Here is a 23809-nt window from a genome sequence, read left to right as displayed (position 1 = left end):
GCCTGTGCTCAGCGTGACTGGCCTGGCTTTTAGGATACGCGGGCACGCTGGCGCTGGTAGAGACCGACGAGCTGTCCGGAGGCGAGCGCGTGGCGCTGGACGGCAGCCAGGAAGGCTGCGCGGTCAGCGCCGGGCTGGAGGTCGAGCGGCTGGTCGAGTGCCCAGAGAGTGAACCGGTAGTGGTGGGCTGGGCCAGGAGGTGGGCATGGGCCGTTGTAGCCGAGATGGCCGAAGTCATTCTTACCCTGCCGGCTCCCATCGGGCAGCACGGCATCCGCGGGGAGTCCAGCAGGCAAGGACCGGCTTGTTGCCGGGATGTTGAAGAGGATCCAATGGGTGAACACGCCATTGGGTGCGTCGGGGTCGTCGACCAGCAGGGCGAAGGCCTGCGTGCCGGCGGGCGGATCGCTCCAGGCGAGAGCTGGAGAGCGATTCGCGCCATCACAGGTGGCTTCCATCGGCAGCGAGGCATTGGCGGCGAAGGCAGGGCTGCGGAGCTGGAGGGATGCGGTGGGCGAGGGCAGCGCTGGCGATGCCTGCCGGCATGCGATGATGCCGAGGGCGATGAGCCCGATACCGACCACCCAGGCGACCGTCAGTGTACGGTGCTGCATCGGCCACCATCTCCCATCGTAATTGTGCCGCTTTGCTCCTCATATCCCCTACTCCTGTCTCCCCGGAGCGAGGTGATAGGTCGCGGGCTGAAGTATCGTGTCCTCTCCCATCGCCTGCTCCCACGGCCACTCGGCTGCACACTTACTCATCGCGGCCAACGCGAATCCGTCTCCATGGGTGCGCGAGGCCGCGGACAGTGTCATCACCGCGCGTCTGCTTCACCGGCGCAATGCCTGCCCTGGCGCGTGTTGCCTCATGCTTGTGGGCAACGGGATCAGCGATGCAAGCGCCCCTGCCCTTGACTGACCTGCTTCGCTCAATACTCGGTGATCCAGAGTTGACACCAGTACGCACTCGGCGCGCGTTGCCAGCTTCTCTCAATGAGAGGGAATTGGAAATGCCCACGACTCGCTGCCTCGTGCCTGGCGAACGAGCGGGGAAAGAGGAGGAGAATGAGGCGACCAGCCTGCGGTCTACTCCCTCGTATGTGGAAAGAAAGCAGCGAGCAGCCCTGCCTTGCGGTCGGGCTCAGTTCCTCCGTGTGGAAATGAGAACAAGTGATGGAGGGGGAAGAAAACACCAACCCCGGCTGACGGATACCAGCCGGGGGACTGTTGGAGCGGAAGACGGGACTCGAACCCGCGACCTCCTCCTTGGCAAGGAGGTGCTCTACCAACTGAGCCACTTCCGCATTTGCTCTGGTGCCAGCGGCTGTTCCCGCTTGGCACTCTTTAGTGTACTGCCATCCCGCGCCCCTTGTCAAGTGGGGCTGCCTTCTTTCCCCAATGAGGGTGGGGAGTTGAAGCGTCGAGCGTGCGGTGATGGACGGTTAGCGAGACCAGGAGAGGCCGGAGCGGGCGTCGATGTCTGGGGCAGAGAAGAGTTTGCTGGGTGTGCTCGCTTGTGGCGTTCCGTTGGCGTCGACGCTGAAGCGTACCGCCTCAACGCTGAAACTCCCATCTTTCTCAGCGACAAGAAAGGCCAGTTGCTGTCCATCCGGCGACCATGCCGGCGCGGCGACAGTGCCGAGCGTTGTGAGCTGCACCGGCTGCCCTCCACGCGCTGAGACGACTGCGAGGTCATTCTGCTCGCCGTGACGGCTCACGAACGCGATCCACTGTCCATCTGGCGACCAGGCTGGGGCATAGTTGCCGTCGCCACCTTGCACGAGCGGCGCAACTTCGCCAGTCGTCAGGTTAACAACCCATAGATCCGTGCGCCGCTGCAGCTCGGTTTCCCCCGTGACCCGGAGCGCGAAGACGACGCGTTGGCCGTCGGGTGAGACGCTCGGCCACTCAATGTTGTCGCCGAGTCTCGTCGTTGCGCCAACGAGCCGCGGTTGCCCACCAGTGCTGGGGATCAGCCAGAGGAAGTTTTTGGCGGTGTTGAGGTCGCTAATGTAGGCGATCGTTGAGCCGTCAGGAAGCCAGGCCGGCATCAGTGCCCAGACAGCCTGCTGCACATAATTGTAGGTGCCAGGTTGTCCACTCGGCTGATTGCGCGTCAGCGCTTTGGCCGCGCTGCCATCGGCATTGGCGACCCAGAGATCGGAGTAGGAGTCGCCCATGCGGACGTAAGCGATGCGCTGGCCGTCGGGCGACCAACGAGCCCAGGCGGCGTCGCTGACGTCGCCGAGTTGCTGGATCTTGCCATCCTGCCAAACGGCCAGGTGGCCGTGTTGGACGAAGAGGATGCGGCCGCTGGGATTCGCGCCCGGTCGCGCGATGGGCGTTGTGCCGGCTGTAGGGTCGGGGCCTGCACAGGCTGCCACGGCGCTTCCAAGGATGAGGATAACGAGCCACAGCACCACCCAACGGCTGCGTGCCCCGTGCCGGTTCGCCATCGCGTCAAGCCCCCTCTCTGTCGTAGCCGAGGGCTGCCAGTGCCCGGCGTGCCTCGGCGGCCTCGTCCCAGGGGCGAGGCTCGGCGCCGTAGATGATACTCGTTTCATGGCCTTTGCCAAGGAGTAGCACGGCATCGCCAGGCTGGGCTCGGCGCATCGCTTCGGCAATGGCAGCCCGGCGATCTTCAATCCGTAGGTAGCGCTCACCTTCACGCCCGCCGGCTCGTTCAGCCCCGGCTGCGATCTCGGCGATGATCGCCTCGGGATCTTCGAATCGCGGATCTTCCGAGGTGAAGATGGCGAAGTCTGCCAGCCGCATACTCAGCTCACCCTGCATACCGCGCTTGGCCCGGTCGCGTTCGCCGGCGCTGCCAAAGACGACAATCAGCCGGCCGGGGACGAGGAGGCGTACGAAGGGAAGCAGGCGCTCGAACGCGCGTGGGGTGTGGGCATAATCGACGAGCACGAGGAACGGTTGGCCGCAGTCAATGCGCTGCAATCGCCCTGGTACGGCTGCGAGCTGGCCAAGTCCTGCAGCGATCGTTGCGGGATCGAGGTCAAGCAGGTGTCCAACGCCCGCGGCGGCGAGTGCGTTTTCCACGTTGAATGCGCCGAGCAACTGCAGTTGCACGGAGGCTGTGCCGCGTGGGGTGTGGAGCACAAAGCGCGTGCCGTCGGCTCGTTCCTCGATGTCGCTGGCTCGGATCGGTGCAGCTGGATCTCGGGTACTGTACCAGAGCACGGGAGCGGGGCCTGCAGCGTCGGCGATCGAGGCAGCACCGGCGTCGTCGCGGTTGAGAACGACCCCCCAGGGATACGGACGCGGGCGACGTTGTGCGGCGAAGCGCAGCAGGGTTGCTTTGGCCTGACGGTAGGCTTCGTAGGTGCCATGGAAGTCGAGATGCTCGTGCGTGATGTTCGTCACAACGGCGATGTCGACGTCAATCTCGTCCAGCCGATGCATGACGAGCCCGTGTGATGTCGCCTCGACGACGGCCCACTCCATTCCCTGGTCGCGCATGGTCGCCAGGAGCGCCTGCAATTCGAGCGATTCCGGCGTCGTGTTGCGGCTGGCGAACGGAAGCGGCGTGCCGTCCGCCCGAGCAGTCACCGTGCCGACCAGGCCGGTATGGTGGCCAACGCTGCGCAGAAGCGTCTCAATCAGGAACGTCGTGGTCGTCTTGCCGTCAGTACCGGTGACGCCGACAATGCCGAGCGAACGCGAGGGGTAGTGGTAGAACGCTGCAGCAAGCTGCGCCAAAGCCGCGCGGGTATCGGGGACGACCACGAAGGCCGTGAACGGCGGAGCGTCGTCCGGGACGCGTTCGACGACGGCCGCCACTGCTCCACGCTGGTGAGCATCGGCCAGAAAGTCATGGCCGTCGGCGTAGCCGCCACGCAAGGCGACGAAGAGGCTACCGGTGGTAGCGCGGCGGGAATCGTAGACGATCGTGGTAATCGGGACGGTCAGATCGCCGTGGTGCGCGAGGATGGGCACGTGCTCGAGTAGATCACACAGCTTCGTCATGCATCTGCCCGTTCTAGTGGCCGCAGACGGCGCCAAAGCCAGACAAGTGGCGGTAGGTAGACGCGTTCAACTGGTGCCGGATAGCGGACAACCTCACCGCCGAGTCCGAGTTTAAAGCGATAGACGCCCCACAGACCAGCCCGGACGTTGCGATGCTCGTCGTCGGCCTCGTCGGGTGGTTCGTCGCTGGCTGGAATACCCCAGAGGTCGTAGACCTGGCAGCCACGTGCACGAGCCCATTGCATTGCTGTGAACTGGACGAGATAGGACGGCATGTGCCGCTGATGCGCGGTGGCTGAGGCGCCAGCAAGGTAGATGGCTTCGGGACCGAAACGCACAATCAGGGCGGCGGCAGCCGGCTCATCTTCGTACTCGGCCAGCACGATGACGGCATCGTCGCCAAAGAGACGCAAGATGTCGGCATGGTAGCCCGCACTGTGGATGCCGAAGCCGTCGCGCTCGGCTGTTTCCTGGAGCAGACGGTAGAACGGCGCGAGCAACTCGAGGCCGCCAAGCTGCACGCGCACACCGCGGCGCATGGCGAGGCGGGTGTTGTAGCGTGTCTTGGGTTTCATGCGAGCCAGCAGTGTCGCATCATCGGCATCGACACGGACGCGAATGGTGCGTGCTGGCTGCAAGCGAACCGGACACGGGCGCCAGCCGGGCAAGCCAGCCAGCAACGCGGCACCAGCGTCGTCCTCGGGCTCGGCGATGATGGCAATGGCTCGGTGGCGACGCGCGAGTTGATCGAGGGCGCGAGCAAACGCGGGATCAGGCTGACTGCCGGGATGGGCGAGCGGCCCGCGCGGGATGTAGGCGATGCTGAGTGGGCCGGTGGGGCGCACCAGTACCTGTGCTACCCAACGCGGTGGATCGTCTGCTCCGCTGGAGAGCCGCACGGGAATCCAGCCATACCGGCGCTTGAGCTCACCCCACTGCCAGCTCTGCAGCAACCGTCCGCCGAGAGCAAGCACCTGATCATTCCACGCCGCAGCGCAGTGTATGGCGCTTGCCAGGGGTGTTTGCTGGACAGTCATGGCCCGGGTTGCTGGAGAGGATCAACAAGGAAGAGGGCCTGCTCCAGCGCCTCTTCAGCAGCATCCCGCACGACGGGGTCAGACGAGCGTGCCAGGCGGCGCAAGGTGTTGACCGCGATCGTCCCGCCAATGCGGCCCAGCGCGTCGATAGCCGCGCCTTGCACCTCGCGATCAGGATCGTTGACAAGCGCGAGCAGTTCGTCGACCGCCTCGGGAGCACCGAGTTCGCCACAGGCGCGAGCGGCTTCGTAGCGCAGTTCGGGATCATCGCTTGTCAGCTCCGCGAGCAGCACTGGAAGCCACCGGCGGTCGAGCGTGCGTCCCATGGCGAAGAGCGCGCTCACCCGTAGCAGATGCTCGGGCGCGTCGTAGGCGGCGGCGATCAGGTCATGGACGGTCGGATCACGATCGCTGAAATAGGCCAGCGCCTCGATCGCACGGCGACGGACGGCGACGGGCTCATCATCGCGAGCGAGCGACTGGAGTGCGGCGTGCAGCCGCTCGATGCGCGGCTCGTCCAGTTCCTGTAGCGCAGCCTGAGCGCTGAAGCGGCCGAGGGCCAAGGCGAGGGCCTCACGGACGTCCTGGGACGTCTCGCGATCGAGCAGAGCAAGCAACTGGTCGAGGACAGCCGGGTCGTCCTCTTCCCAGAGCCCGCCGACCGCCTTGGCCCGTACGGTCGGGTCAGGATCATCGAGTGCAATTTCGAAGACGCGGCGAAAATTCAGCTCGACAGTGCTTTCCGCCAGCTCGGCCATGAGCCCGACCACATACTGCCGAGTCTCGACTGGCAGCGTTTGCCAGTGGGCTCGGGCGAGCGGAACCAGCCGGCGCGGCAGGTCGGAGAGCTGGGCGACGTCACCCGCAGCAGGCTTCGGCCGGGCCGTTAGCCGGGCAAACAGGGTACGGAGTTGCTCTTGCTCCTCGTGTGTTGGTGGACGGTGCAACGTTCGGAGCGGTGTCATAAACCTCACGCTTCCTTTGGTGTGTAGTAGTAGACGCCTTCAGCGTCTGGATCGGCACTGAACTCGTCAGGATGGTCGTGGACGACCTGCGCAATCAGTTCAGCGGTCATCGGTCGCTCGACATTGGCCACCGCGAGCAGGTCGTCGAGCAGGGCCATGTAGCGCGGTTGCGCGGGCGTGCCGATCTGCTCGCCGACCCGCTCGAAGGTAACCGCCAGCACCCGCTCTGGCGATCGGCGCGTGCGCTCGTCAAGCGGCGACTGGCCGGCGAGCTTCGGGTAGCGGTTTTCACTGAGCAGCATCTGCTCCTGCACCGCGCAACGGTAGCTGACCTGGCGGAAGACGTAGCGGTTGCGCTTTTCGTCGAGTGTCAGCAGCTTCTCATCGCGCGGGGAGATCGGCAAAAACTCGATCAGGTAGTGGCCGGGCTCGTCGGTGCGCTCGATGGTGATCAACGCGCCAGGCACGAGATTGGCCTGGAAGAAGGCTTCGAACCCAGCCAGGTAGCCACCACGGTTGCCCGAGGGATAGCGCAACTCGACGGGGAATGTCTCGTAGGTCTGGGGTGACTCGAACGTGAGCACCGCGACCCGCTGATCGGGCAACACCGGCTTGGGCAGCAGGGGCGCCAGCGTCGCGTCATAGGGCAGGACACCGAGATAATGCTCGTAGAATGTCAGCACGTGGTCGACAACCGGCTCGCTTGGCGCCTCGGTGGGGATCGGTTCATCGAGCAGGAAGCGATAATCCTGGCCGATATCGGCCGCCCGGCGCTTGGTGGTGACACCTGGTGCGCCCTTGGTCGTCCAGAGCGCCAGTCCGGGCACACCGACGAACTCGAAGTCCCCTTCTTGGGCGAGCCGATAGTTCAGGCCGAATTGATAGACGCTGAAGTCGGGCGATGTCTGCCGGATGCCGAGGATAACTTCGACGAGTTCGACATCGCTGAGTGGCTTGCCCTGCTCCAGAATGTAATCGCGCAGCCGGCGCAGGTCGCCGCGGCTGAGGCGCGGGACGTCCTCTTCGAGCATCCACTGGTCGCCAAAGTGGGCGATCTCCGGGCTCTGTGACAGCTCATCGATGATGAGGCGCTCAAGCGTTGCCTCGTCGAGTGCCAGCGGGTCGACAACCGTCTCAGCGACTGGCGTTGCCGTTTCGGCAGCAACTTTGGCGGTTTCGGCCGGTGCCGTCGTTGGAGTAGCCCGGCGAGGTCGCACGGCGGTTGCCGGAGGCGCATCCTGGAAGCGGCGAGGCAGCATATGCGCCACGTCGACCTCGGGCTGCGGCGTGGGCGCCCGGCCGGCACGCGTGGTGATGACGAAAGTTGTGCCGGTCTCCGCATCGTCCTCGAGGATGAAGACATGCGGATTCTGCTGGACGCTTTGGCGGATCTGCGCTTCCCACTCAGGAGCGCTGTGGGAGGGATCGGTCTGGGCAAAGTAGTCGACAAGCGCGCTGAGTGGCGCCCGGATCGGCGCGGTTTCAGGGAAGAACCGTCCGGTCGCCCGCAGCAATGCCCACACCTGGGCAGCAAGGCGCTGTTCCTCCTCACTGCCCTGGAAAGACGGAGCGGCGACTGTTTCGAGTGTCTCAGGCATAGTGGTTTATTCCTCCTCGGCAGAACGGGTCGAGGATTGTGGCTGGCCTGCCCGCTCAGCGAGCGACGCTCGGAACGCGGCAACCAGTTCAGCAGTCGTCAGCGGCCGGCGCGCCTGGCTGAGCAGGGCGATGAGTAGCTCGCGATCCTCCTCACGCAGGCGTGGTGTTGTAGACATCGCGCCTCCATCCGCAACGTCCTGTATGCCAACCGCTAAGTGTACTGGTGTTCGCCTGCTTCGCGCAATCGTTACAGGCGCAGTTGTCGTGTAACACGGTACACCGGCGGGTGCCGAGGGGCAACCGGCGTTCATTACTCACCACGTGCCCCTCGGCCCAAGGAGTCTGGTGATCAGAAGGTTGGTATAGCCAACGTCACGCGGAAGGCGACACCTGGAGCGCCTTAAAGCGCTGCATGTTCTCGACCATCGCTTTCTCCGTCGGCAGCCGCTCGACGCTCGAGGCCCCGAAGAACCCGACCACCCCGCGCGTGCGGGCCAGCACGTATGCCACGTCCTCGGGCTCGGCGATCGGCCCGCCATGGCAGAGCACGATGATGTCAGGGTTCACCGCCTTCGCTGCGTCGCACATCGCCTGTACCCGCTCCACCGCCTCATCAAGGCTGACCGCCGTCTGCGCCCCGATCATTCCCTTGGTCGTCAAGCCCAGGTGAGGGACGAGGATGTCAGCACCCGCTTCGGCCATTGCCCGGGCTTGCTCAGGGTCAAAGACGTAGGGTGCGGTGAGCAGATCCAGCTCGTGCGCCATTCGGATCATCTCGACTTCGAGGGCAAAGCCCATCCCGGTCTCTTCCAGGTTCTGCCGGAAGATGCCGTCGATGAGTCCCACCGTCGGGAAGTTCTGCACCCCAACAAATCCCAGCTCACGCAACTGGCGCAAGAACAGCGGCATGATCCGGAACGGATCGGTCCCGCAGACCCCCGCCAGCACTGGCGTGTGCTCGACGATCGGCAGGACTTCGGCTGCCATCTCCACAACAATGGCGTTGGCATCGCCGTAGGGAAGCAAGCCAGCCAGCGAGCCACGCCCTGCCATGCGATAGCGGCCCGAGTTATAAATGATGATGAGGTCGGCTCCGCCCACCTCCGCACACTTGGCGGACAACCCGGTGCCTGCCCCTGCCCCGATGATAATCTTGCCCGCCGCAATCGTCTGGCGAAGCCGTTCGAGTGCCTCTGCACGCGTCATCGGCGGCCAGCGCATTGGTCTCTGTTCCTCCCTCCCATTGAGTGCATTAAGCCCGCCATCCCCCTGGCGCCTGCGCCTCGATCAGTGCAGCCAGCCGCTCGGCCATAGCCCGCGCAAACGCCGGGTCGTTGATGTCCGTATCCCACTCCTCGACCGGAATGTCCGGCCGCAGGTGGGCTTTGAGCGCGGTGAACAACGCCTGGTCAGCATCCGGGTCGTAGAATGGCCCACCTTCTGTCGCAATGGCCGAAACGCCCCGTTTCGGGATGAAGACAACGACAGGCCCCCGCGCCTGGTTCAACTTCTGGGCGATGATCCGTCCCAACTCCGCACACTCCTCGGGAGTGGTGCGCATGAGCGTGACCGTCGGGTTGTGCTTGTAGAGTCGGCGGTGCCGGAACCGTTCGGGCACCGTGTCGATGGGGCCGAAGTTGACCATGTCGAGTGCCCCAAGCGAGACAACCTGAGGGATGCCCATCGCCCCAGCCGCCTCCAGCCGCTCCGGGCCCGCCGAGAGCACGCCGCCGACCAGCTCATCGGCCAGCTCAGTTGTCGTAATGTCGAGCACGCCAGCCAGAAACCCGCCCGTGACGAGCGCTTCCATGGCTCGGCCACCGGTGCCGGTGGCGTGGAAGACCAGCACTTCGTAGCCGAGTTCCTCCAGCCGCTGGCGCGCTGCAGTGACGCATGGCGTTGTGACGCCGAACATCGTTGCCCCAATCAGCGGCTTGGCCGTCTGGGGCGGGCGGTACTGCTCGTAGGCCTGGGCCATGCCGGCAATGGCGCCAGCGGCGTTGGCCAGGATCTGCTCAGAGAGCCGGTTGAGGCCGGCGATGTCGACAACTGGATAGAGCAGGGCAATGTCGCTGACACCGATGTAGGGGCGCGTGTCACCCGCAGCCAGGGTTGAGACCATCAGCTTCGGTACGCCAATCGGCAACGCCCGCATGGCGGCGGTGACCAGGGCCGAACCACCCGAGCCTCCCAGGCCCAAGATGCCGTGGAGTTTCCCCTGCTGGAAGAGCGTACGGACGATCTGGGTTGCCCCGCGGGCCATGGTCTCGATTGCTGTCCCGCGGTCGGCCTGGGCGACCAGCGCTTCGATGGTCGTCCCGGCAGCACGAGCGACCTCGGCGCGGGAAATGTCTGGAGTAATAAGCGGCTCCCCAAGTACGCCGGCATCGACGAGGATGACCTCACAGCCAGCGGCGCGGAGGCGGTCGCGCACGTACCCGTACTCCGCACCTTTGGTATCGAGCGTGCCGACTAAGACCACGGTTGGCATCGGAATCCGCTCCGTTCGTTGGTTCCGCACACAACCATTCCCGCGACTATACCGACGTTGCCGCTGTTGCAGGCGCAGGTGAGCTGAGCGAGCCACAGCGGTGGAGAGCGCGAGCTGGCCGCGTACCATGATGGCAAGGCAGGGCGTAAAGAACACTGGTTACGGCGAGCCACTGCGCATCCAGCGGCATTGTACAGCCCGTGGCTGCTTCTTACAGCACTGGTGCATGCTAGCCAGGGAACACCCCAGTTAGCCTTCGGCCACTTGCGGCTCGTGTCCGGCCCAGTCTCGCGGATGGCTCGCATCCAGCATCACGCGAGTGGCAGACTCTGGCGGCTCATCGGTGAGTCGGGCTTGGAGCATATTGACCAGGCGCTGGGGATGGTCGACGGCAGCATGGATCGTCTCGACCGGGGCCGAGTACCCGAACGCGGTACGGAAGGCGTGCGGCTGCCGCAGGATGATCGTCACGTCGGTGCGGCCGCCGACGGCAAGAAAAGCCGTCCGCTCCGCTCTGTCAACATAAAGCCCGTCATGGTGGTTCGGGGCTGCCCGCGGAGCGACTTGAACAGCAGTGATCGCCGCAAAGGGGATGAATGCCTCGTTGAGCAGCCCGTAGCGCAGCCAGAGGCCGTCGTCCGTGACCGCATGCGGCAGCACGACCAGCGAGGCGTAGAGCCCGAGCACCCAGCACAGTGCGTAGATCGACAGAGTAAGCAGTGTCCAACGCAGCCAAGGCCACGGGATGAGGAGTTCGAGGAGCAGGATCTCGGCCGGAGACGTCACGAGCACGAGCACGACGAGCGCGCCCAGGCTCGAACGCGTGCGGTAGCTGAACGCGTGCTCGCCCAGTTGGGAACGGCGCGAGAGCCAGCGGATCAGGCAAAGCCAGAGGCGCAATTCCAGGGTTATGAGCCGGGCAAGCCGCTGGGGCATGGTCACGGCGAGCGCTGCTTCGAACGCATCAAGCCAGTGCTGTCCAGCGGCGCGCTGGCGACGAAACCGGCGAATCGCTTGCATTGCCTGGATGCCAGCGACCACGGTCAGCAGCCCCTCAATGGCGACGACGATCGCCACGGCTTCCCGAACGGAAAGCCAGCCTGACCGCACCAGCGCAACTTCCAGCAGAATCAGAAGGATGAGGAGCCAGCTTCGTCCGTGATGCAGCATCGGGACACCATGTTCCACCAGGCGATGCCCGCGGCCCGGCGTCGTTAGGGCAATGCTAGCATGGCGACTCGGTAGGGTCACGTCGTCCGGCAGGGCACAGCGGCGGTGGAACGCCAACCAGGCAGGTTGCCGTTAGGACGAGCAGCGTCCTGGCCAATGCAGGATGGCGCGGCAACCGAGCGTGCGGCGACGTTAGCTGCTGGCCGCTTGGTGGGCTAAGGCGAGTGCCGCAGCCCCCAACACGATGGCATCGCTGCCGAGTTCGCTCGTGGTCACGCGAACGCTGCCAAGGGCTGCAGGGTAGCTGTACTGTCGGACGCGGGCCTGGAGTGGGCCAAGGAACGCGGCGCCGACCTCGGCTACTGGCCCGCCGACGATGACGACTTCTGGATTGAGCGCGGTGATGAGGTTGGCAAGGGCAATGCCGAGCGTCTGGACCGTCTCGCGCACAACTTCATCCAGGACGGGGCTGGTCGGTGCATGCTGGAACAGCTGGCGCAGGCTTGGTACCCGCCGCCGAAAGAGTCCAGCGGCTGGATCATCAGGGTGGGCGACGAGTTGCTCACGAGCACGGCGCACGATGGCCGGTGCCGAGGCATAGGCTTCCAGATGGCCGGGTTTACCGCAGGAGCAGAGCGGGCCGCCGTGCGTGACGACCATGTGGCCAATCTCCCCGGCAGCGCTACTCGTTCCATAGAGCGGCCGGCCATCAACGATAATCCCGCCGCCGACCCCGCTGGCGAGATGGACGTAGACGATGTTCTGGCAGCCTCGCCCAGCGCCGAACGCGGCCTCGCCCAACGCCGCTGCCCGGGCATCGTTGTCGAGCACGGCGTGGATGCCAAGGCGCTCCTCGAGCAAGGCCACCAGGGGGAACTGCTCAAAACCAGCGGCCCGGTGCGACCAGAGCGTTGTGCCACGCTGCGGGTCGACCGGGCCGCCGAAGGCTACGCCACATCCGGCGAGCCGCTCTGGCCTCAGGCCAGCTTGGCGACATGCCTCCTCAGCCAGGTGCTGGGCGACGGTTAGGGCGCTGAGTGCGTCAGCGACACCGTTCGGGGCGTGAGCTCGCCCATGCACCTGCCCGCGCTGGTCAGCGACGACTGCACGCTGGCCCGTGCCGCTAATTTCGATACCGAGTACCAGAACCGGTTCGGCTGTCATCGAAAGCTGCCACAGTTGACTGATACTGAGGGCCACCCGTTCGCATCCTTTGCTTATATCGAAGCCTGCGCCGACTTCCGGGCAATGAGCTCGTCATTGTAGCATGAAGGCGGAGCGTATCCGTTATGACCGAGAGAAAGGCAAGATGACCGTGGACAACCAGCGTGGTGATGCTGAAGCTCCAGCGTTGACTCTTCCGGCAGCGCACCAGCGGCGAGCGCTCTCGCTCTCTGGTGTCGGCTTGACGTTGCTGGCGGTGTTGAGCGTCTCGACGAGTGCACTGTTCGTGCGGCTCGCCGGCCAGGTCAGCGCCTATGAGATCGCGTTCTGGCGGCTCGTCATCGCCTCGACGGTCCTCACGCCGCCGATGCTGCTCCGTGGCGAGTGGCGTGCTGTGCAGACGGAGGGGCTGCGGCGCTTCGCGGTCTACGGCCTCACGTTAGCGGTCCACTTTATCGGCTACAACCTCGGCCTGCGCTACGCTCCCGTCGCTCACGTCATGCCGTTGGTCTACACCTCGACAATCTTCCTTGCCCTCCTCTCCGCGGTGATCTTGCACGAGCCACTCCGCCGGCTGCAGATCGTCGGTGTCGTTGTCGTCATTGTTGGCATCGGTGTGCTCGCGGGCTTCGAGCCTCACCTCACGCCGCGCTTGCTTCTCGGCGACGCATGGGCCATCGTCTCTGCGATCGCCTTCGCCTTCTACTCATTGCTCGGCCGGCAGACCCGCGAGCGAGTGCCACTCCTCGGCTATGCCGTCGGTGTCTACGCGCTTGCGGCACTCTGGACTGCGCCGTTCGCTCTCGCCGCGGCGCTGCGGGCGCCGTTGCCGCTCGGCGCGCTCGGCCGTTACACCCCGCAGGTGATGCTTGCCCTGCTTGGGCTTGGCCTGCTGCCGAACGCCATTGGCCATACACTCTACAACGCGAGCGTGCGCCGTGTGCATCCCGCCGTGGCCAATGTGCTCTTCACCCAAGAAGTTACCGGCGCTATCGTGCTCGCCTGGCTCTTCCTCGGCGAAGTGCCAAGCCCCAACGCGCTCGTCGGCGCGTTCATCATGCTCGCTGGCATCATCATGGTGTTACTCGGCTAGTCATGCCTGGCAACGGCGGCTGCTCCAACGGATTGAGCACCAGCACCTGGACGTCGACGAGGCTGCCCGCCGGTGCCAGGCGACATGACTCCGGCAGGACGATCAGCGCGTTGGCCTGCGCGACCGAGCTGAGCACGCCAGCGCCCTGCATCGGCACTGGCTCAACCACGTATTCCCCGTCCTCCCACCGAAGTTGCCCGCGCACAAAGTGGCGACGTCCGCTGTTCTCGAGGCTGCTGCGCAAACGCGCCCGAACGACCGGCAAGTCGAGGTTGCGGAATCCCTGCATCAGCAGCAGCGCCGGCCGGACGAACTGGGTAAAAGCAACGAAGGCTGCCACCGGGTTGCCCGGCAGGCCGATCAGCGGCGTCTGGCCGATCCAACCAAAGGCTAACGGCTTGCCAGGCTTAATCTGCACCTGCCAGAGTTCGATCCGGCCGGATTGCCGCAACACATCCTTGACGAGGTCGTAGTCGCCGACCGAGACGCCGCCTGAGGTCAGCACGACATCGAAGGCGTCAGCGTAGCGCAGGCGCCAGCGCAGTGCATCCGGATCGTCACGAGCCACGCCAAGCAGCGTCGGCTCGCCGCCGCAGAGCTGCGTGAGTCCAAACACCATGGTGTTGTTGCTGTTCCGGATTTGTCCGGGCAGCAGCGGCCAGCCGGGATCAACCACCTCGTCGCCGGTTGCCAGAATGGCAACACGCGGCGCGCGATGCACAGACACCCAGGTGAGTCCGAGCGCGGACAGCAGCCCGAGCTGCGCTGGCAAGAGTACCGTGCCAGCTGGCAGGACCATGTGACCGGCCGGGACGTCCTCGCCGGCCAGCCGCACGTTCTCGCCCTGCGGCGTCGGCCGGTAGACAGCGATCGTGCTGCCAGTGCGGCCTGCTCCTGGCTGTTCGACCTCACTCGTATCCTCGAAGCGCACGACGGTGTCAGCGCCCGGCGGTAGCACTGCCCCTGTCATGATCCGCACCGCCTGGCCAGGCTCGAGCGGCGGCAACGTCGCCGGGCGCCCGGCCGGTAGCTCACCAATGACCGTGAGCCAGACCGGGCGCTCGCGGCTGGCGGCGGCGATGTCGGCCGCGCGGAGCGCGTAGCCGTCCATCGCCGCGTTGGTGAACGGCGGCACTGGCGACGGTGCGACAACCGGTTCGGCCAGGACGCGTCCCAACGCCCGTGAGACTGGTAGCCGGGTCGGGGGCAGCGGCAGGAACGCGGCCAGAATGCGCGCCCGGGCCTCGTCGACGCTCAGCATTCGAGCCTCGTCGCTGACAGGCTGGGATGGACGCAACGTCGCCATCGTCCGCTCCTCCTCGTGCGTGTCGCTAGAGGTTTCGCATTGCCTCAACCAAGGTGCGCACGGCATCAGCCGAGCGGTGCAGCGCCGCCCGCTCCTCTTCCGTCAGCTCCAGCTCGATCACGCGCTTGACCCCGCCCGCGCCGAGCACAACGGGCACGCCGACGTAGAGATTCGTGATGCCGTACTGACCAGTGAGATAGGTGCTACACGCGAGCACCCGGTTTTCATCGAGGAGCACGGCCTCGACCATTTCAGCGACAGCGGCGCCAGGGGCGTAGTAGGCGCTGGTGCCGAGCAGTCGCACGATCTCGCCGCCGCCGTCGCGTGTCCGCTCGACGATCGCCTCGATGCGATCCTGCGGGAGCAACGCGGTGACGGGAATGCCAGCGACGGTCGAATAGCGTGGGAGCGGTACCATGGTGTCGCCGTGGCCGCCAAGCACGCAGGCCGTGACATCACGCGGCGAAACGCCGAGTTCCTGGGCAACGAAGGCACGGAAGCGGGCGGCGTCAAGCACACCAGCCTGGCCGACCACACGCGCTGCCGGGAAGCCTGACGTCTCGAGCGCAACATGGCACATCGCATCCAGCGGGTTCGTCACCACGATGATGACAGCGTTGGGCGACAGCGGCGCAGCTTGCTCGACGACCGAACGCACAATGTTCATGTTGACGCGCAGCAAGTCGTCGCGGCTCATGCCGGGCTTGCGTGGTGAGCCCGAGGTAATCACGATGACGTCCGAGTTTGCCGTCGCCGCGTAGTCGTTGGCGCCGCTGACCAGGCAGTCATAGCCGAGCACCGGGCCAGCTTCGAGCAAATCGAGCGCTTTGCCCTGGGGTAAGTTCTCGACGATGTCGATGAGCACAATGTCGGCAATATTGCGTTGCGCCAGGTACTGGGCTGTCGTTGACCCGACCATCCCCGCCCCGACAATGGTGACCTTGGGTCGCATCACTCCTCCTTCCCTTCATCCTTTGTCCATGCGCAACGCGCAGGCACCCATGCTCTCCGCACATCATACACGCTACCCTCTAGAATTACCCCAGTTGCGCGGGTCAGGGGAGGAGCGCACACGAGCATGCAACTTCCAGAGCGCGTGGTGCTGGTGGGGTTAAGCGGAACAGGCAAAACGGTCGTCGGGCAGGCGCTGGCGCGACAGCTTGGCTACGCGCTCGTCGATACAGACGCGCTCGTTGAGGCGCGCTTTGGCTGTCCCGTCGCCGAAATCTTCCGGCGCTACGGCGAGCCGGTCTTTCGGGCAGCCGAGCGCGAGGCCGTCCGGATTGCGGCCCGCCAACGCCGGACGGTGGTGGCGACGGGCGGAGGCGTTGTGCTTGACGAAGCAAACTGGGCCGCGCTCCGCCCGGGCAGCGTCATCGTCCACTTGCGGGCGAGCCTGCCGACGTTACTGGCCCGCCTGCGAGCGCAGTCTGGCGCGCAGCCTGGCCGCGATCGTCCTCTGCTCCAGGGCGATCCTGCCGCACGTCTCGCGCAGTTGTGGGAAGCCCGCCGCCACTTCTACGCCCGTGCCGACCTCACTGTTGATACTGATGGCCGCACGCCGGAAGAACTCGCAGCCGAGATCGCCCGGGCCGTTGCCGAACGCCAGCGCCGCGGCCTGGTGCCTGCGCTCTCACTGCTGGGCCAGGCTGGCCGCAGCGACATCGTCATCGGGCCTGGGGTGATTGGAGAACTGGGGACATTGGTCAGCCAGCGCTGGCCCCAGGCGCGGACAACCTTCGTCGTGAGCGACCAGCAAGTCTGGCCGCACTGGGGCACCCGCGTCACTGACGCGCTTGCCAGCGCTGGGCTGCGGGTCGAGTCACGAGCGGTACCGGCTGGCGAAGCGAGCAAGTCGTGGGAAACGGCTGGTGACCTGCTCGATTGGCTCCTCGCTTGCCGCGTTGATCGGCGGGATGTCGTCGTCGCGGTCGGCGGCGGTGTCGTCGGCGATCTGGCGGGCTTCGTTGCCGCGGTCGTGCTGCGCGGCATTGGCTTTGCCCAGGTGCCGACGAGCCTGCTCGCCATGGTCGACGCGAGCGTCGGCGGCAAGACCGCGGTCAACCACCGGTTTGGCAAGAATCTCATTGGCGCGTTCTACCAGCCGGCATTGGTCGTCATCGACCCGGAGACGCTCACAACACTACCCGATGCTGAGCTGCGTGCCGGCTGGGCTGAAGTCGTCAAACACGCGATGATCGAGTGTACCGCGACGGGCGCGTCGCATCCGGCGCTGCTTGCCGCGCTGGAGGCAGCACCGCTCGAGACGCTGCGGCTCGAACCGGCTGAGATGACCGCGCTGATCCAGCACAATGTGGCGATTAAGGCCGCAGTGGTGCAAGCCGACGAGCGCGAGGATGGCCTGCGGCGCATCCTGAACTACGGCCACACGTTCGGCCACGCCTTCGAGGCCGCTGCCTACCGCTACCGTCATGGGGAGGCTGTCGCGTTGGGCATGCGAGCGGAAGTGCGCCTTGCCCAACGCCTCGGCCTGGCTGACGACAGGCTGGTGGCGCGGCAGGACGCGCTGCTCGACCGGCTTGGCCTGCCGCGCCAGTTCATCGGCGATGCCGCGGCGGTGTTGGCCCGCTTGCCCTATGACAAGAAAGCCGTGCACGGCCGCCTTACCTGGGTGCTGCCAACAGCTCCTGGCCAGGTGACCATCACGGACCAGCCGAGCGCCGAGGACGTCGCCGCGATTGTCGCAGCCGTGAGCCAGGCAGAGGTCGAGCGAGCCTGAGCTTGGATCAGGCTCGTGCGCTATGGTAGAGTTACGGAAAATGTAACGGTGGGGCTCCTCTTATCCAGAGTGGTGGAGGGAACGGCCCGAGGAAGCCCGGCAACCGGCAGCAACGCTGCACGGTGCCAAGTCCGCCAGCGACGAGCTGTTGTGTGAGGCGCGCTGGGAGATGGGAGTGAGCCGAAGCCCCCGGCTTCTCTCTGGAGAAGCCGTTTTTCGTGAGCGGATGGGACGATGACCGAGCGGGGTGGGACGCCAGAGTTCCGGCCGATCGTATGGCAAGGTGAGCACCTGCTGCTGCTTGACCAGACGGCGCTCCCCCAGGCTGAGCGCTGGGTCACCTGCCGCACGGCGGAGGATGTTGCTGCTGCGATCAAGGAGATGCGGGTGCGCGGCGCTCCGGCGATTGGCATTACAGCCGCCGCTGGCGTTGCCCTGGCTGCGCGCCAGGCCTGGCACGACGGCCACGACGTCGACGAGGCGATCGACGCCGCCGCAGCGATGCTGCGCCAGACCCGCCCAACGGCGGTGAACCTCGCCTGGGCACTCGAGCGGGCACAGGCTGTCGCTCGCGTCCAGCCAGACCCTGCCACGAAAGTGCAAGCGCTGGCTGCCCTTGTCGATCAGCTCCTGGCTGAGCAGTGGGCGTCCGACGAGGCGATCGCCCGGGCTGGGGCAGCGCTCTTGCCCCGCGGCGCTCGGGTGCTGACCCACTGCAACACTGGCGGACTCGCCACCGGTGCGCTTGGCACGGCGCTCGGGATCATCCGCTGGGGTCACCAGCAGGGGATCGTCGCGCACGTCTACGTCGACGAGAGCCGGCCCTGGCTGCAGGGTGCTCGCCTGACCGCGTGGGAGCTCGGCCGCGCTGGCGTCCCCTACACGCTGATTGCCGATGCGGCAGCCGCGAGCTTCATCACCAGCGGGCAGGTCGATGCCATCATCGTCGGAGCAGACCGGGTGGCGGCCAACGGCGATGTCGCGAACAAGATCGGCACGCTCGGCCTGGCGATCATCGCCGCCTACGCTGGCGTGCCGTTCTATGTCGCTGCGCCATGCTCGTCGTTTGACCTGCACGTGCCGGATGGCAGCGCGATCCCGATCGAGCAGCGCAGCCCGGACGAAGTGCGTCGCGTTGGCGGCGTGCTCGTCGCGCCACCGGATGCGCCCGCAGCCAACCCGGCGTTCGACGTTACCCCTGCCAAGCTCATCACCGCATTGGTGACCGATGTCGGCGTCATCAGCCCGCCCACGCCTGACCGGATTGCGGCCGCCGTCGCAGCGGGCGGCCCGTCACACAGCCGACTGCGAGCAGAGGAGGAAATGCGCGCGTGACTGCAGCACGAGCTGAGATCCGTGACCGCAGCTTGGCCCCACAAGGACAGGAGCGGATCGCCTGGGCGGCTCGCGAGATGCCGGTGTTGCGCCTCATCCGCGAGCGCTTTGCCCGTGAGCGCCCACTCGAAGGCGTGCGCATCGCGGTCTGTGCCCACGTGACGACCGAGACGGCAAACCTGGCCTACACACTCCGGGCCGGCGGTGCGACGCTCGCGCTCTGTGCCAGCAACCCACTCTCCACGCAGGACGACGTGGCCGCGGCGCTGGCTGAAGACGGCTTCGCCGTCTTCGCCATCCGCGGTGAAGATCACGAGACGTATTACCGGCACATCCGCCAGGTTCTCGACTTCCAGCCGCAGATCGTCATTGACGACGGCGCTGACCTGGTGACCACGCTGCACCGTGAGCGCCGTGACCTGTTGCCCTTCGTCTTTGGCTCCACGGAGGAGACGACGACCGGCGTGATCCGGCTCAAGGCCATGGCCAAGGACGACTTGCTGGCGTTCCCGGCCATCGCCGTCAATGATGCCGATACGAAGCACTTCTTCGATAATCGCTATGGCACGGGGCAGAGCACGATCGACGCGATCCTGCGCGCGACCAACATCCTGCTCGCTGGCAAGACGGTCGTCGTCGCAGGCTATGGCTGGTGCGGACGAGGTATCGCCATGCGGGCTCGTGGGATGGGCGCCCATGTGATCGTGACCGAGGTCGATCCGGTGCGGGCGCTCGAGGCCGTCATGGATGGCTATGTCGTGATGCCGATGCGCCAGGCTGCGCCATTAGGCGACCTGTTCATTACCGCCACGGGCGACATTCACGTGATCAGCCGCGAACATTTCCCGCTGATGAAGGACGGGGCAATCCTCTGCAACGCCGGGCACTTCAACGTCGAGATCGACCTGGACGGGCTCGCCGAGCTCGCGACTGAGCGGCGGCAGGTTCGGCCGTTGATCGAGGAATACCGGCTTGGGCCTGACCGGGCCATCCTCGTGCTGGCCGAAGGCCGGCTCGTCAACCTGGCGGTCGCCGAGGGGCACCCGGCCAGTGTCATGGACATGAGCTTTGCGAACCAAGCGCTCTGTTGCGCCTATCTGGCCGCCCACCATGGGGAACTGGAGGCCGACGTTTACCCCGTGCCAGCCGAGATCGACCGCGAGGTCGCCTCGCTCAAGCTGCAAAGCATGGGGATTGGCATTGACCGGCTGACGCCGGAACAAGAAGCGTATCTCCAGTCGTGGCAACATGGCACATGATTGCGTGCTGCTCCTGGGAAAGGTGAGAGGGCAGAGCCGTGACGATCAGCATGATGCGCGCTCCGCGCACGTTCTTCACATCAGAATCTGTCACCGAGGGGCATCCTGACAAGATCTGCGACCAGGTCTCCGATGCCGTGCTCGACGCTGTGCTCGCACAAGACCCGGCGGGCCGCGTAGCATGCGAGGTCGCGACGACGACCGGGTTGCTCTTCATCTTCGGGGAAATTACCACGAGCGCCCGCATTGACTATGAGAAGGTCGCGCGCCAAGTCGTCACGGAGATCGGCTATACCCGTTCCGACTATGGCCTCGACGGGCGCACGATGGCAGTGATCACCTCCATCAAGGAGCAAGCGCCGGAAATCAGCGCCGGGGTCTCGCGTGCCTACGAAGTCCGTGAGCGCGACACGGGTGACCCGTTCGATGCCATTGGCGCTGGCGACCAGGGAATGATGATCGGCTTCGCCTGCACGGAAACGCCCGAGTTGATGCCGCTGCCGATCGCGCTGGCCCACCGGCTGACCCGGCGCCTGGCTGAGGTGCGCAAGACCGGCCAGCTGCCGTACTTGCGCCCCGACGGCAAGAGCCAGGTCACCGTCGAGTATCGCGCAGGCAAGCCCGTGCGCGTCGACACGGTCGTGCTCTCGGCCCAGCACGACCCTGACGTCGACCCGGCCCGCATGCGCGCTGAGCTGATCGAGGCCGTGATTGCTGAGGCGATCCCGACGGAGTTGATGGACAGCCAGACCCGCTGCTTCATCAACCCGAGCGGCAGCTTCAGCGTCGGGGGCCCAATGGCTGACGCCGGGCTGACCGGGCGCAAGATCATGGTCGACACGTACGGTGGGATGGCACGGCACGGTGGCGGTGCCTTCTCCGGCAAGGATCCAACCAAGGTCGACCGCTCAGCAGCCTATGCGGCACGCTACGTGGCCAAGAATATCGTCGCAGCCGGGCTCGCTGATCGCTTCGAGATCCAGCTCTCCTATGCGATCGGCGTCGCTCGCCCCTTGGCCATCCACATCGAGACGTTCGGCACCGCGCGCGTGGACGAGTCGGTCATCCGTGCGCTGATCGAGCGGCACTTCGACTTGCGTCCCGCGGCCATTATCCACCACCTCGGGCTCAACCGGCCAATCTACCGGCAAGTCGCCGCGTATGGCCACTTTGGCCGGCCCGACCTCGACCTGCCGTGGGAGCGCCTGGACAAGGTCGAGGTGCTGCGCGAAGAGGCCAAGCTCTCATCCGTCGTCTCGTCGCGCTAGGAGCGGTGCCCATGCCGCGCGCCCTGATCACCGGCGCGTCAGGCTTTGCCGGTCGTCACCTGGCCCGGACGCTGGCCGCGGAAGGGAACTGGGAGATTATCGGCTTGTCGGCGCGCCCACATCCAGTTGGCCCAGAGTTGCACCATCACCTGGTCTGCGACCTGTTGAACGCTGAGTTGACGCGACGCACGCTTACCCAGTGGAAGCCGGACGTCATCTTCCACTTAGCCGCCGTCAGCTACGTGCCGCATTCCTATGCTGACCCAGCAGGCACGCTCGTCAACAACGCTGTCGGCGAGATCAACATCCTCGAAGCGGCGCGGCACCTCGAGCCGCCGCCCGTTGTGCTGATCGTCAGCTCCTCCGATGTCTACGGACTCGTCCATCCGGAAGAACTGCCGATCACTGAGCAGCAGCCCTTCCGGCCGATCAGCCCCTACGGCGTCAGCAAGATCGCCCAGGACATGATCGGCCTGCAGTACTACTTGAGCTACCACCTGCCGGTCGTACGGGTGCGCCCGTTTACCCACATCGGCCCGGGTCAGAGCGAGCGGTTCGCGATTGCCAACTTCGCCCGGCAGATTGCTCAAGCCGAGGCCGGGCAAGCACCGCCGGTGTTGCTCGTCGGTAATCTGGACGTCGAACGCGACCTGCTGGACGTGCGTGACGTCGTCCGCGCCTATCGGCTGGTCGCGGACGTCCGCTACGCTGGCGAGGTCTACAATATCGCCCGTGGCGAATCGTGGAGCCTGCGTGAGGTCGTCGACCAGTTGCTCGCGATGGCGACGGTGCCGATGACAGTGCGGGACGATCCCGCGCGCCTGCGCCCGATCGACGTGCCGGTGTTGCGCGGCGATGCGACGGCGCTGCGTGCGGCAACCGGCTGGGCACCGACGATTCCCTTTGCGCAGACGTTGCGCGACATCCTCGACTACTGGCGGCAGGTCGTGCGCGGCCAGCGCGGCGCATCCACTGTCTAGTTAGGCGTCTCTGCAGCCTGAACCACGAGCACACCGTCGTGACAGGCAAAGAACTGCGCGCCGGCGACGGCATACGCTCGGGCATGCGTAGGGCTGGCTGCCCACGCAATCAGCCGGGCGACTGGTACCGGGGCAGCGCCAGGCCACGCGAGCACCGGCCGGTAGCCGAGCGGTATAACGCCGCGCAGGAAGTGGACGGCCCGCCAGGCTGGCAAGTCCGGCGTGACCGTCCAGTCGGCTGGGCTGGGGAAGGGATCGAAGCGGGCTCGCTGCTCGTCTTGTGGGCGAGCTGCAGCGAGCGCGGCTGGGAGGTCGGCGAGTGCGCGGGCCAGCAGCCAGCCGCCGAGCTGCCCGAGCAGGCGCTCGAGCTGGTCGCCAGGGAGTCCGAGGGGAACATCGACAGCCTGCTGGGCGACGATTGGGCCGGCATCGAGCTCGTCGGTTAGCTGGTGTAGGGTGAGGCCGGTGCGTAACGCGCCGCGGCGGTAAAGCCAGAAGAGCGGATCAGGGCCACGCCCGTCAGGCAGCAACGCCGGGTGCAGATTCAGCCCGCCATACCGGGCGGTTGCGAGCAACGCGGCCGGCACACGCCAGGGGAAGCAGGAGACGACGAACAGCTCGGCTGCGAAGGCAGCAAGCGCCTCCTGCACTGCTCGGTGGCGCAACCCGCGTACCCGCAGCAGCGGGATGCCCGCCTGCTGGCAAAGGTGCGGCAGGCTTGCCGTGGGCGTGCGCAGCAGCGGGCGGCGCGGCGGCGGCACTACGTGCACTGGCTCACCTTGTCCCGGGGCGGCTGGCGTCACGACGGCGCAGACCGGCTGACGGTCGGCGAGTAGGCGCGCCAGTGGCCAGACGCTCAGCGCGCACGGCGTGCCGAAGAACAGGATGCGGCGTGGCGCGGTGCAGTTTGACATCAGCGTGCCCCTCAGCTAGCCTTGGCCCAGAAACGATGCTGCGAGAGGACGCGCAACACGATGCCACGAATGGTCTTCTGCGCAAAGCTGCGCAAAGAGTTGCCTGGATTGGAAAAGCCACCGTTTCCTGGCCCGCTCGGTGAGCGGATCTATAACGAGATCTCCCAGCAGGCCTGGGACATGTGGCGCGAATACCAGACGATCGTGATCAACCATTATGGCCTTAACCCCGCTGACCCCGACGACCGTGCCGTCCTGCGCCAGGAGATGGAGCGGTTCTTCTTCGGCGAAGAAGAGGAGATGCCCGAGGGCTGGACGCCACCCGGGGCTGGGAGCAGCGCCAAGAAAGGCGCCCCCGCGCGCAAGAAGTAGGAAACCGCCCTCCTGCGGGCCGGCGCCACCCGCGCGGCTGCCTGGGTGCCGCGACACCTCAGGTGTCCAACCAGGGGTATCCAAGCAGGGCATGACCAGCATGGGGCGTGATCGCGAGTCACTGTGCGTC

Annotated in this window: 21 protein-coding genes, 1 tRNA gene and 1 riboswitch; of the genes, 7 read left to right on the top strand and 15 right to left on the bottom strand. The window is 65.9% G+C overall.

Translation table 11 applies throughout. The features are described from left to right. Positions 1 to 29: 29 nt before the first annotated feature. The 12 genes from N675_RS01510 to N675_RS01460 all read right to left on the bottom strand — a co-directional run bounded on the left by N675_RS01510 (position 30) and on the right by N675_RS01460 (position 12448). The gene (locus N675_RS01510; RefSeq protein WP_081886758.1) at positions 30 to 614 is read right to left on the bottom strand and encodes a YbhB/YbcL family Raf kinase inhibitor-like protein; all 585 of its coding nucleotides are present in this window, start codon (positions 612 to 614) and stop codon (positions 30 to 32) included. A gap of 616 nt (positions 615 to 1230) precedes the next feature. Next, positions 1231 to 1306: transfer RNA gene (locus tag N675_RS01505), tRNA-Gly, on the bottom strand. 138 nt (positions 1307 to 1444) lie between these two features. Further along, positions 1445 to 2458, bottom strand: a complete 1014-nt coding sequence (locus tag N675_RS01500) for a TolB family protein (protein WP_038037536.1) — start codon at positions 2456 to 2458, stop codon at positions 1445 to 1447. Between the two features lie 4 nt (positions 2459 to 2462). After that, a complete protein-coding gene (locus N675_RS01495) occupies positions 2463 to 3986 on the bottom strand; it encodes a UDP-N-acetylmuramoyl-L-alanyl-D-glutamate--2,6-diaminopimelate ligase (protein WP_038037535.1) in 1524 nt (507 codons plus the stop codon). Further along, positions 3983 to 5023, bottom strand: coding sequence for a lipid II:glycine glycyltransferase FemX (locus N675_RS01490; protein WP_038037534.1), 1041 nt, complete (start codon positions 5021 to 5023; stop codon positions 3983 to 3985). Before N675_RS01490 ends, N675_RS01495 begins: the two co-directional genes overlap by 4 nt. After that, on the bottom strand, positions 5020 to 5988 hold the full coding sequence (locus tag N675_RS01485; RefSeq protein ID WP_038037533.1) for a HEAT repeat domain-containing protein: 969 nt from the start codon (positions 5986 to 5988) through the stop codon (positions 5020 to 5022). The genes N675_RS01490 and N675_RS01485 overlap by 4 nt, the downstream gene beginning before the upstream one ends. 5 nt (positions 5989 to 5993) lie before the next feature. Beyond that, complete coding sequence (locus N675_RS01480; RefSeq protein WP_038037532.1) at positions 5994 to 7586, bottom strand: hypothetical protein; 1593 nt, start codon at positions 7584 to 7586, stop codon at positions 5994 to 5996. 6 nt (positions 7587 to 7592) lie between these two features. After that, positions 7593 to 7763: a hypothetical protein gene (locus N675_RS14195; protein ID WP_156100769.1), complete on the bottom strand. Its 171-nt coding sequence runs from the start codon at positions 7761 to 7763 to the stop codon at positions 7593 to 7595. Between the two features lie 196 nt (positions 7764 to 7959). Then, on the bottom strand, positions 7960 to 8808 hold the full coding sequence (locus tag N675_RS01475; protein ID WP_231577890.1) for a phosphoenolpyruvate hydrolase family protein: 849 nt from the start codon (positions 8806 to 8808) through the stop codon (positions 7960 to 7962). A gap of 31 nt (positions 8809 to 8839) precedes the next feature. Further along, complete coding sequence (locus tag N675_RS01470) at positions 8840 to 10078, bottom strand: Tm-1-like ATP-binding domain-containing protein (protein ID WP_038037531.1); 1239 nt, start codon at positions 10076 to 10078, stop codon at positions 8840 to 8842. A gap of 249 nt (positions 10079 to 10327) precedes the next feature. Next, positions 10328 to 11248 carry a hypothetical protein gene (locus N675_RS01465; protein WP_038037530.1) on the bottom strand — a complete coding sequence of 307 codons (921 nt, stop codon included), beginning with the start codon at positions 11246 to 11248 and terminating at the stop codon, positions 10328 to 10330. 192 nt (positions 11249 to 11440) lie between these two features. Continuing rightward, a complete protein-coding gene (locus N675_RS01460; RefSeq protein ID WP_231577889.1) occupies positions 11441 to 12448 on the bottom strand; it encodes an ROK family protein in 1008 nt (335 codons plus the stop codon). 67 nt (positions 12449 to 12515) lie between these two features. Here N675_RS01460 and N675_RS01455 point away from each other — a divergent pair, with 67 nt between their 5' ends. Further along, the gene (locus N675_RS01455) at positions 12516 to 13505 is read left to right on the top strand and encodes a DMT family transporter (protein ID WP_038037529.1); all 990 of its coding nucleotides are present in this window, start codon (positions 12516 to 12518) and stop codon (positions 13503 to 13505) included. Here the strand turns inward: N675_RS01455 and N675_RS01450 are convergent. Together N675_RS01450 and mdh are read right to left on the bottom strand one after the other, a co-directional pair. Continuing rightward, the gene (locus tag N675_RS01450; RefSeq protein WP_231577888.1) at positions 13486 to 14811 is read right to left on the bottom strand and encodes a molybdopterin molybdotransferase MoeA; all 1326 of its coding nucleotides are present in this window, start codon (positions 14809 to 14811) and stop codon (positions 13486 to 13488) included. The genes N675_RS01455 and N675_RS01450 overlap by 20 nt on opposite strands. Before the next feature lie 25 nt (positions 14812 to 14836). Beyond that, positions 14837 to 15763 (bottom strand): malate dehydrogenase, encoded by a 927-nt coding sequence (gene mdh, locus N675_RS01445; protein WP_038037528.1) that lies wholly within the window; start codon positions 15761 to 15763, stop codon positions 14837 to 14839. A 126-nt stretch (positions 15764 to 15889) separates the two neighbouring features. Here mdh and aroB point away from each other — a divergent pair, with 126 nt between their 5' ends. The 5 genes from aroB (at position 15890) to N675_RS01420 (ending at position 22393) form a co-directional block, all read left to right on the top strand. After that, positions 15890 to 17551, top strand: a complete 1662-nt coding sequence (gene aroB, locus N675_RS01440; RefSeq protein ID WP_038037527.1) for a 3-dehydroquinate synthase — start codon at positions 15890 to 15892, stop codon at positions 17549 to 17551. A 57-nt stretch (positions 17552 to 17608) separates the two neighbouring features. After that, positions 17609 to 17727, top strand: a riboswitch (SAM riboswitch). A 58-nt stretch (positions 17728 to 17785) separates the two neighbouring features. After that, a complete protein-coding gene (gene mtnA, locus N675_RS01435; protein WP_051913806.1) occupies positions 17786 to 18886 on the top strand; it encodes an S-methyl-5-thioribose-1-phosphate isomerase in 1101 nt (366 codons plus the stop codon). Continuing rightward, the gene (locus N675_RS01430) at positions 18883 to 20145 is read left to right on the top strand and encodes an adenosylhomocysteinase (RefSeq protein ID WP_038037526.1); all 1263 of its coding nucleotides are present in this window, start codon (positions 18883 to 18885) and stop codon (positions 20143 to 20145) included. The genes mtnA and N675_RS01430 overlap by 4 nt, the downstream gene beginning before the upstream one ends. A 53-nt stretch (positions 20146 to 20198) precedes the next feature. Then, the gene (metK, locus tag N675_RS01425; protein ID WP_038037904.1) at positions 20199 to 21413 is read left to right on the top strand and encodes a methionine adenosyltransferase; all 1215 of its coding nucleotides are present in this window, start codon (positions 20199 to 20201) and stop codon (positions 21411 to 21413) included. An 11-nt stretch (positions 21414 to 21424) separates the two neighbouring features. Next, positions 21425 to 22393: a GDP-mannose 4,6-dehydratase gene (locus N675_RS01420; protein ID WP_038037525.1), complete on the top strand. Its 969-nt coding sequence runs from the start codon at positions 21425 to 21427 to the stop codon at positions 22391 to 22393. On the opposite strand, the gene N675_RS01415 is transcribed toward N675_RS01420, so the two are convergent. Continuing rightward, complete coding sequence (locus N675_RS01415; RefSeq protein WP_038037524.1) at positions 22390 to 23307, bottom strand: formyltransferase family protein; 918 nt, start codon at positions 23305 to 23307, stop codon at positions 22390 to 22392. The genes N675_RS01420 and N675_RS01415 overlap by 4 nt on opposite strands. Positions 23308 to 23367: 60 nt before the next feature. On the opposite strand from N675_RS01415, the gene N675_RS01410 reads away from it, so the two are divergent. Next, complete coding sequence (locus tag N675_RS01410) at positions 23368 to 23679, top strand: oxidative damage protection protein (RefSeq protein WP_038037523.1); 312 nt, start codon at positions 23368 to 23370, stop codon at positions 23677 to 23679. Positions 23680 to 23809: the final 130 nt, after the last annotated feature.

Source organism: Thermorudis peleae (genome assembly GCF_000744775.1).
Classification (GTDB): Bacteria; Chloroflexota; Chloroflexia; order Thermomicrobiales; family Thermomicrobiaceae; genus Thermorudis; species Thermorudis peleae.
Note: the sequence above shows the minus strand (reverse complement) of the source record. Positions and strands in the feature narration are given on the sequence as shown.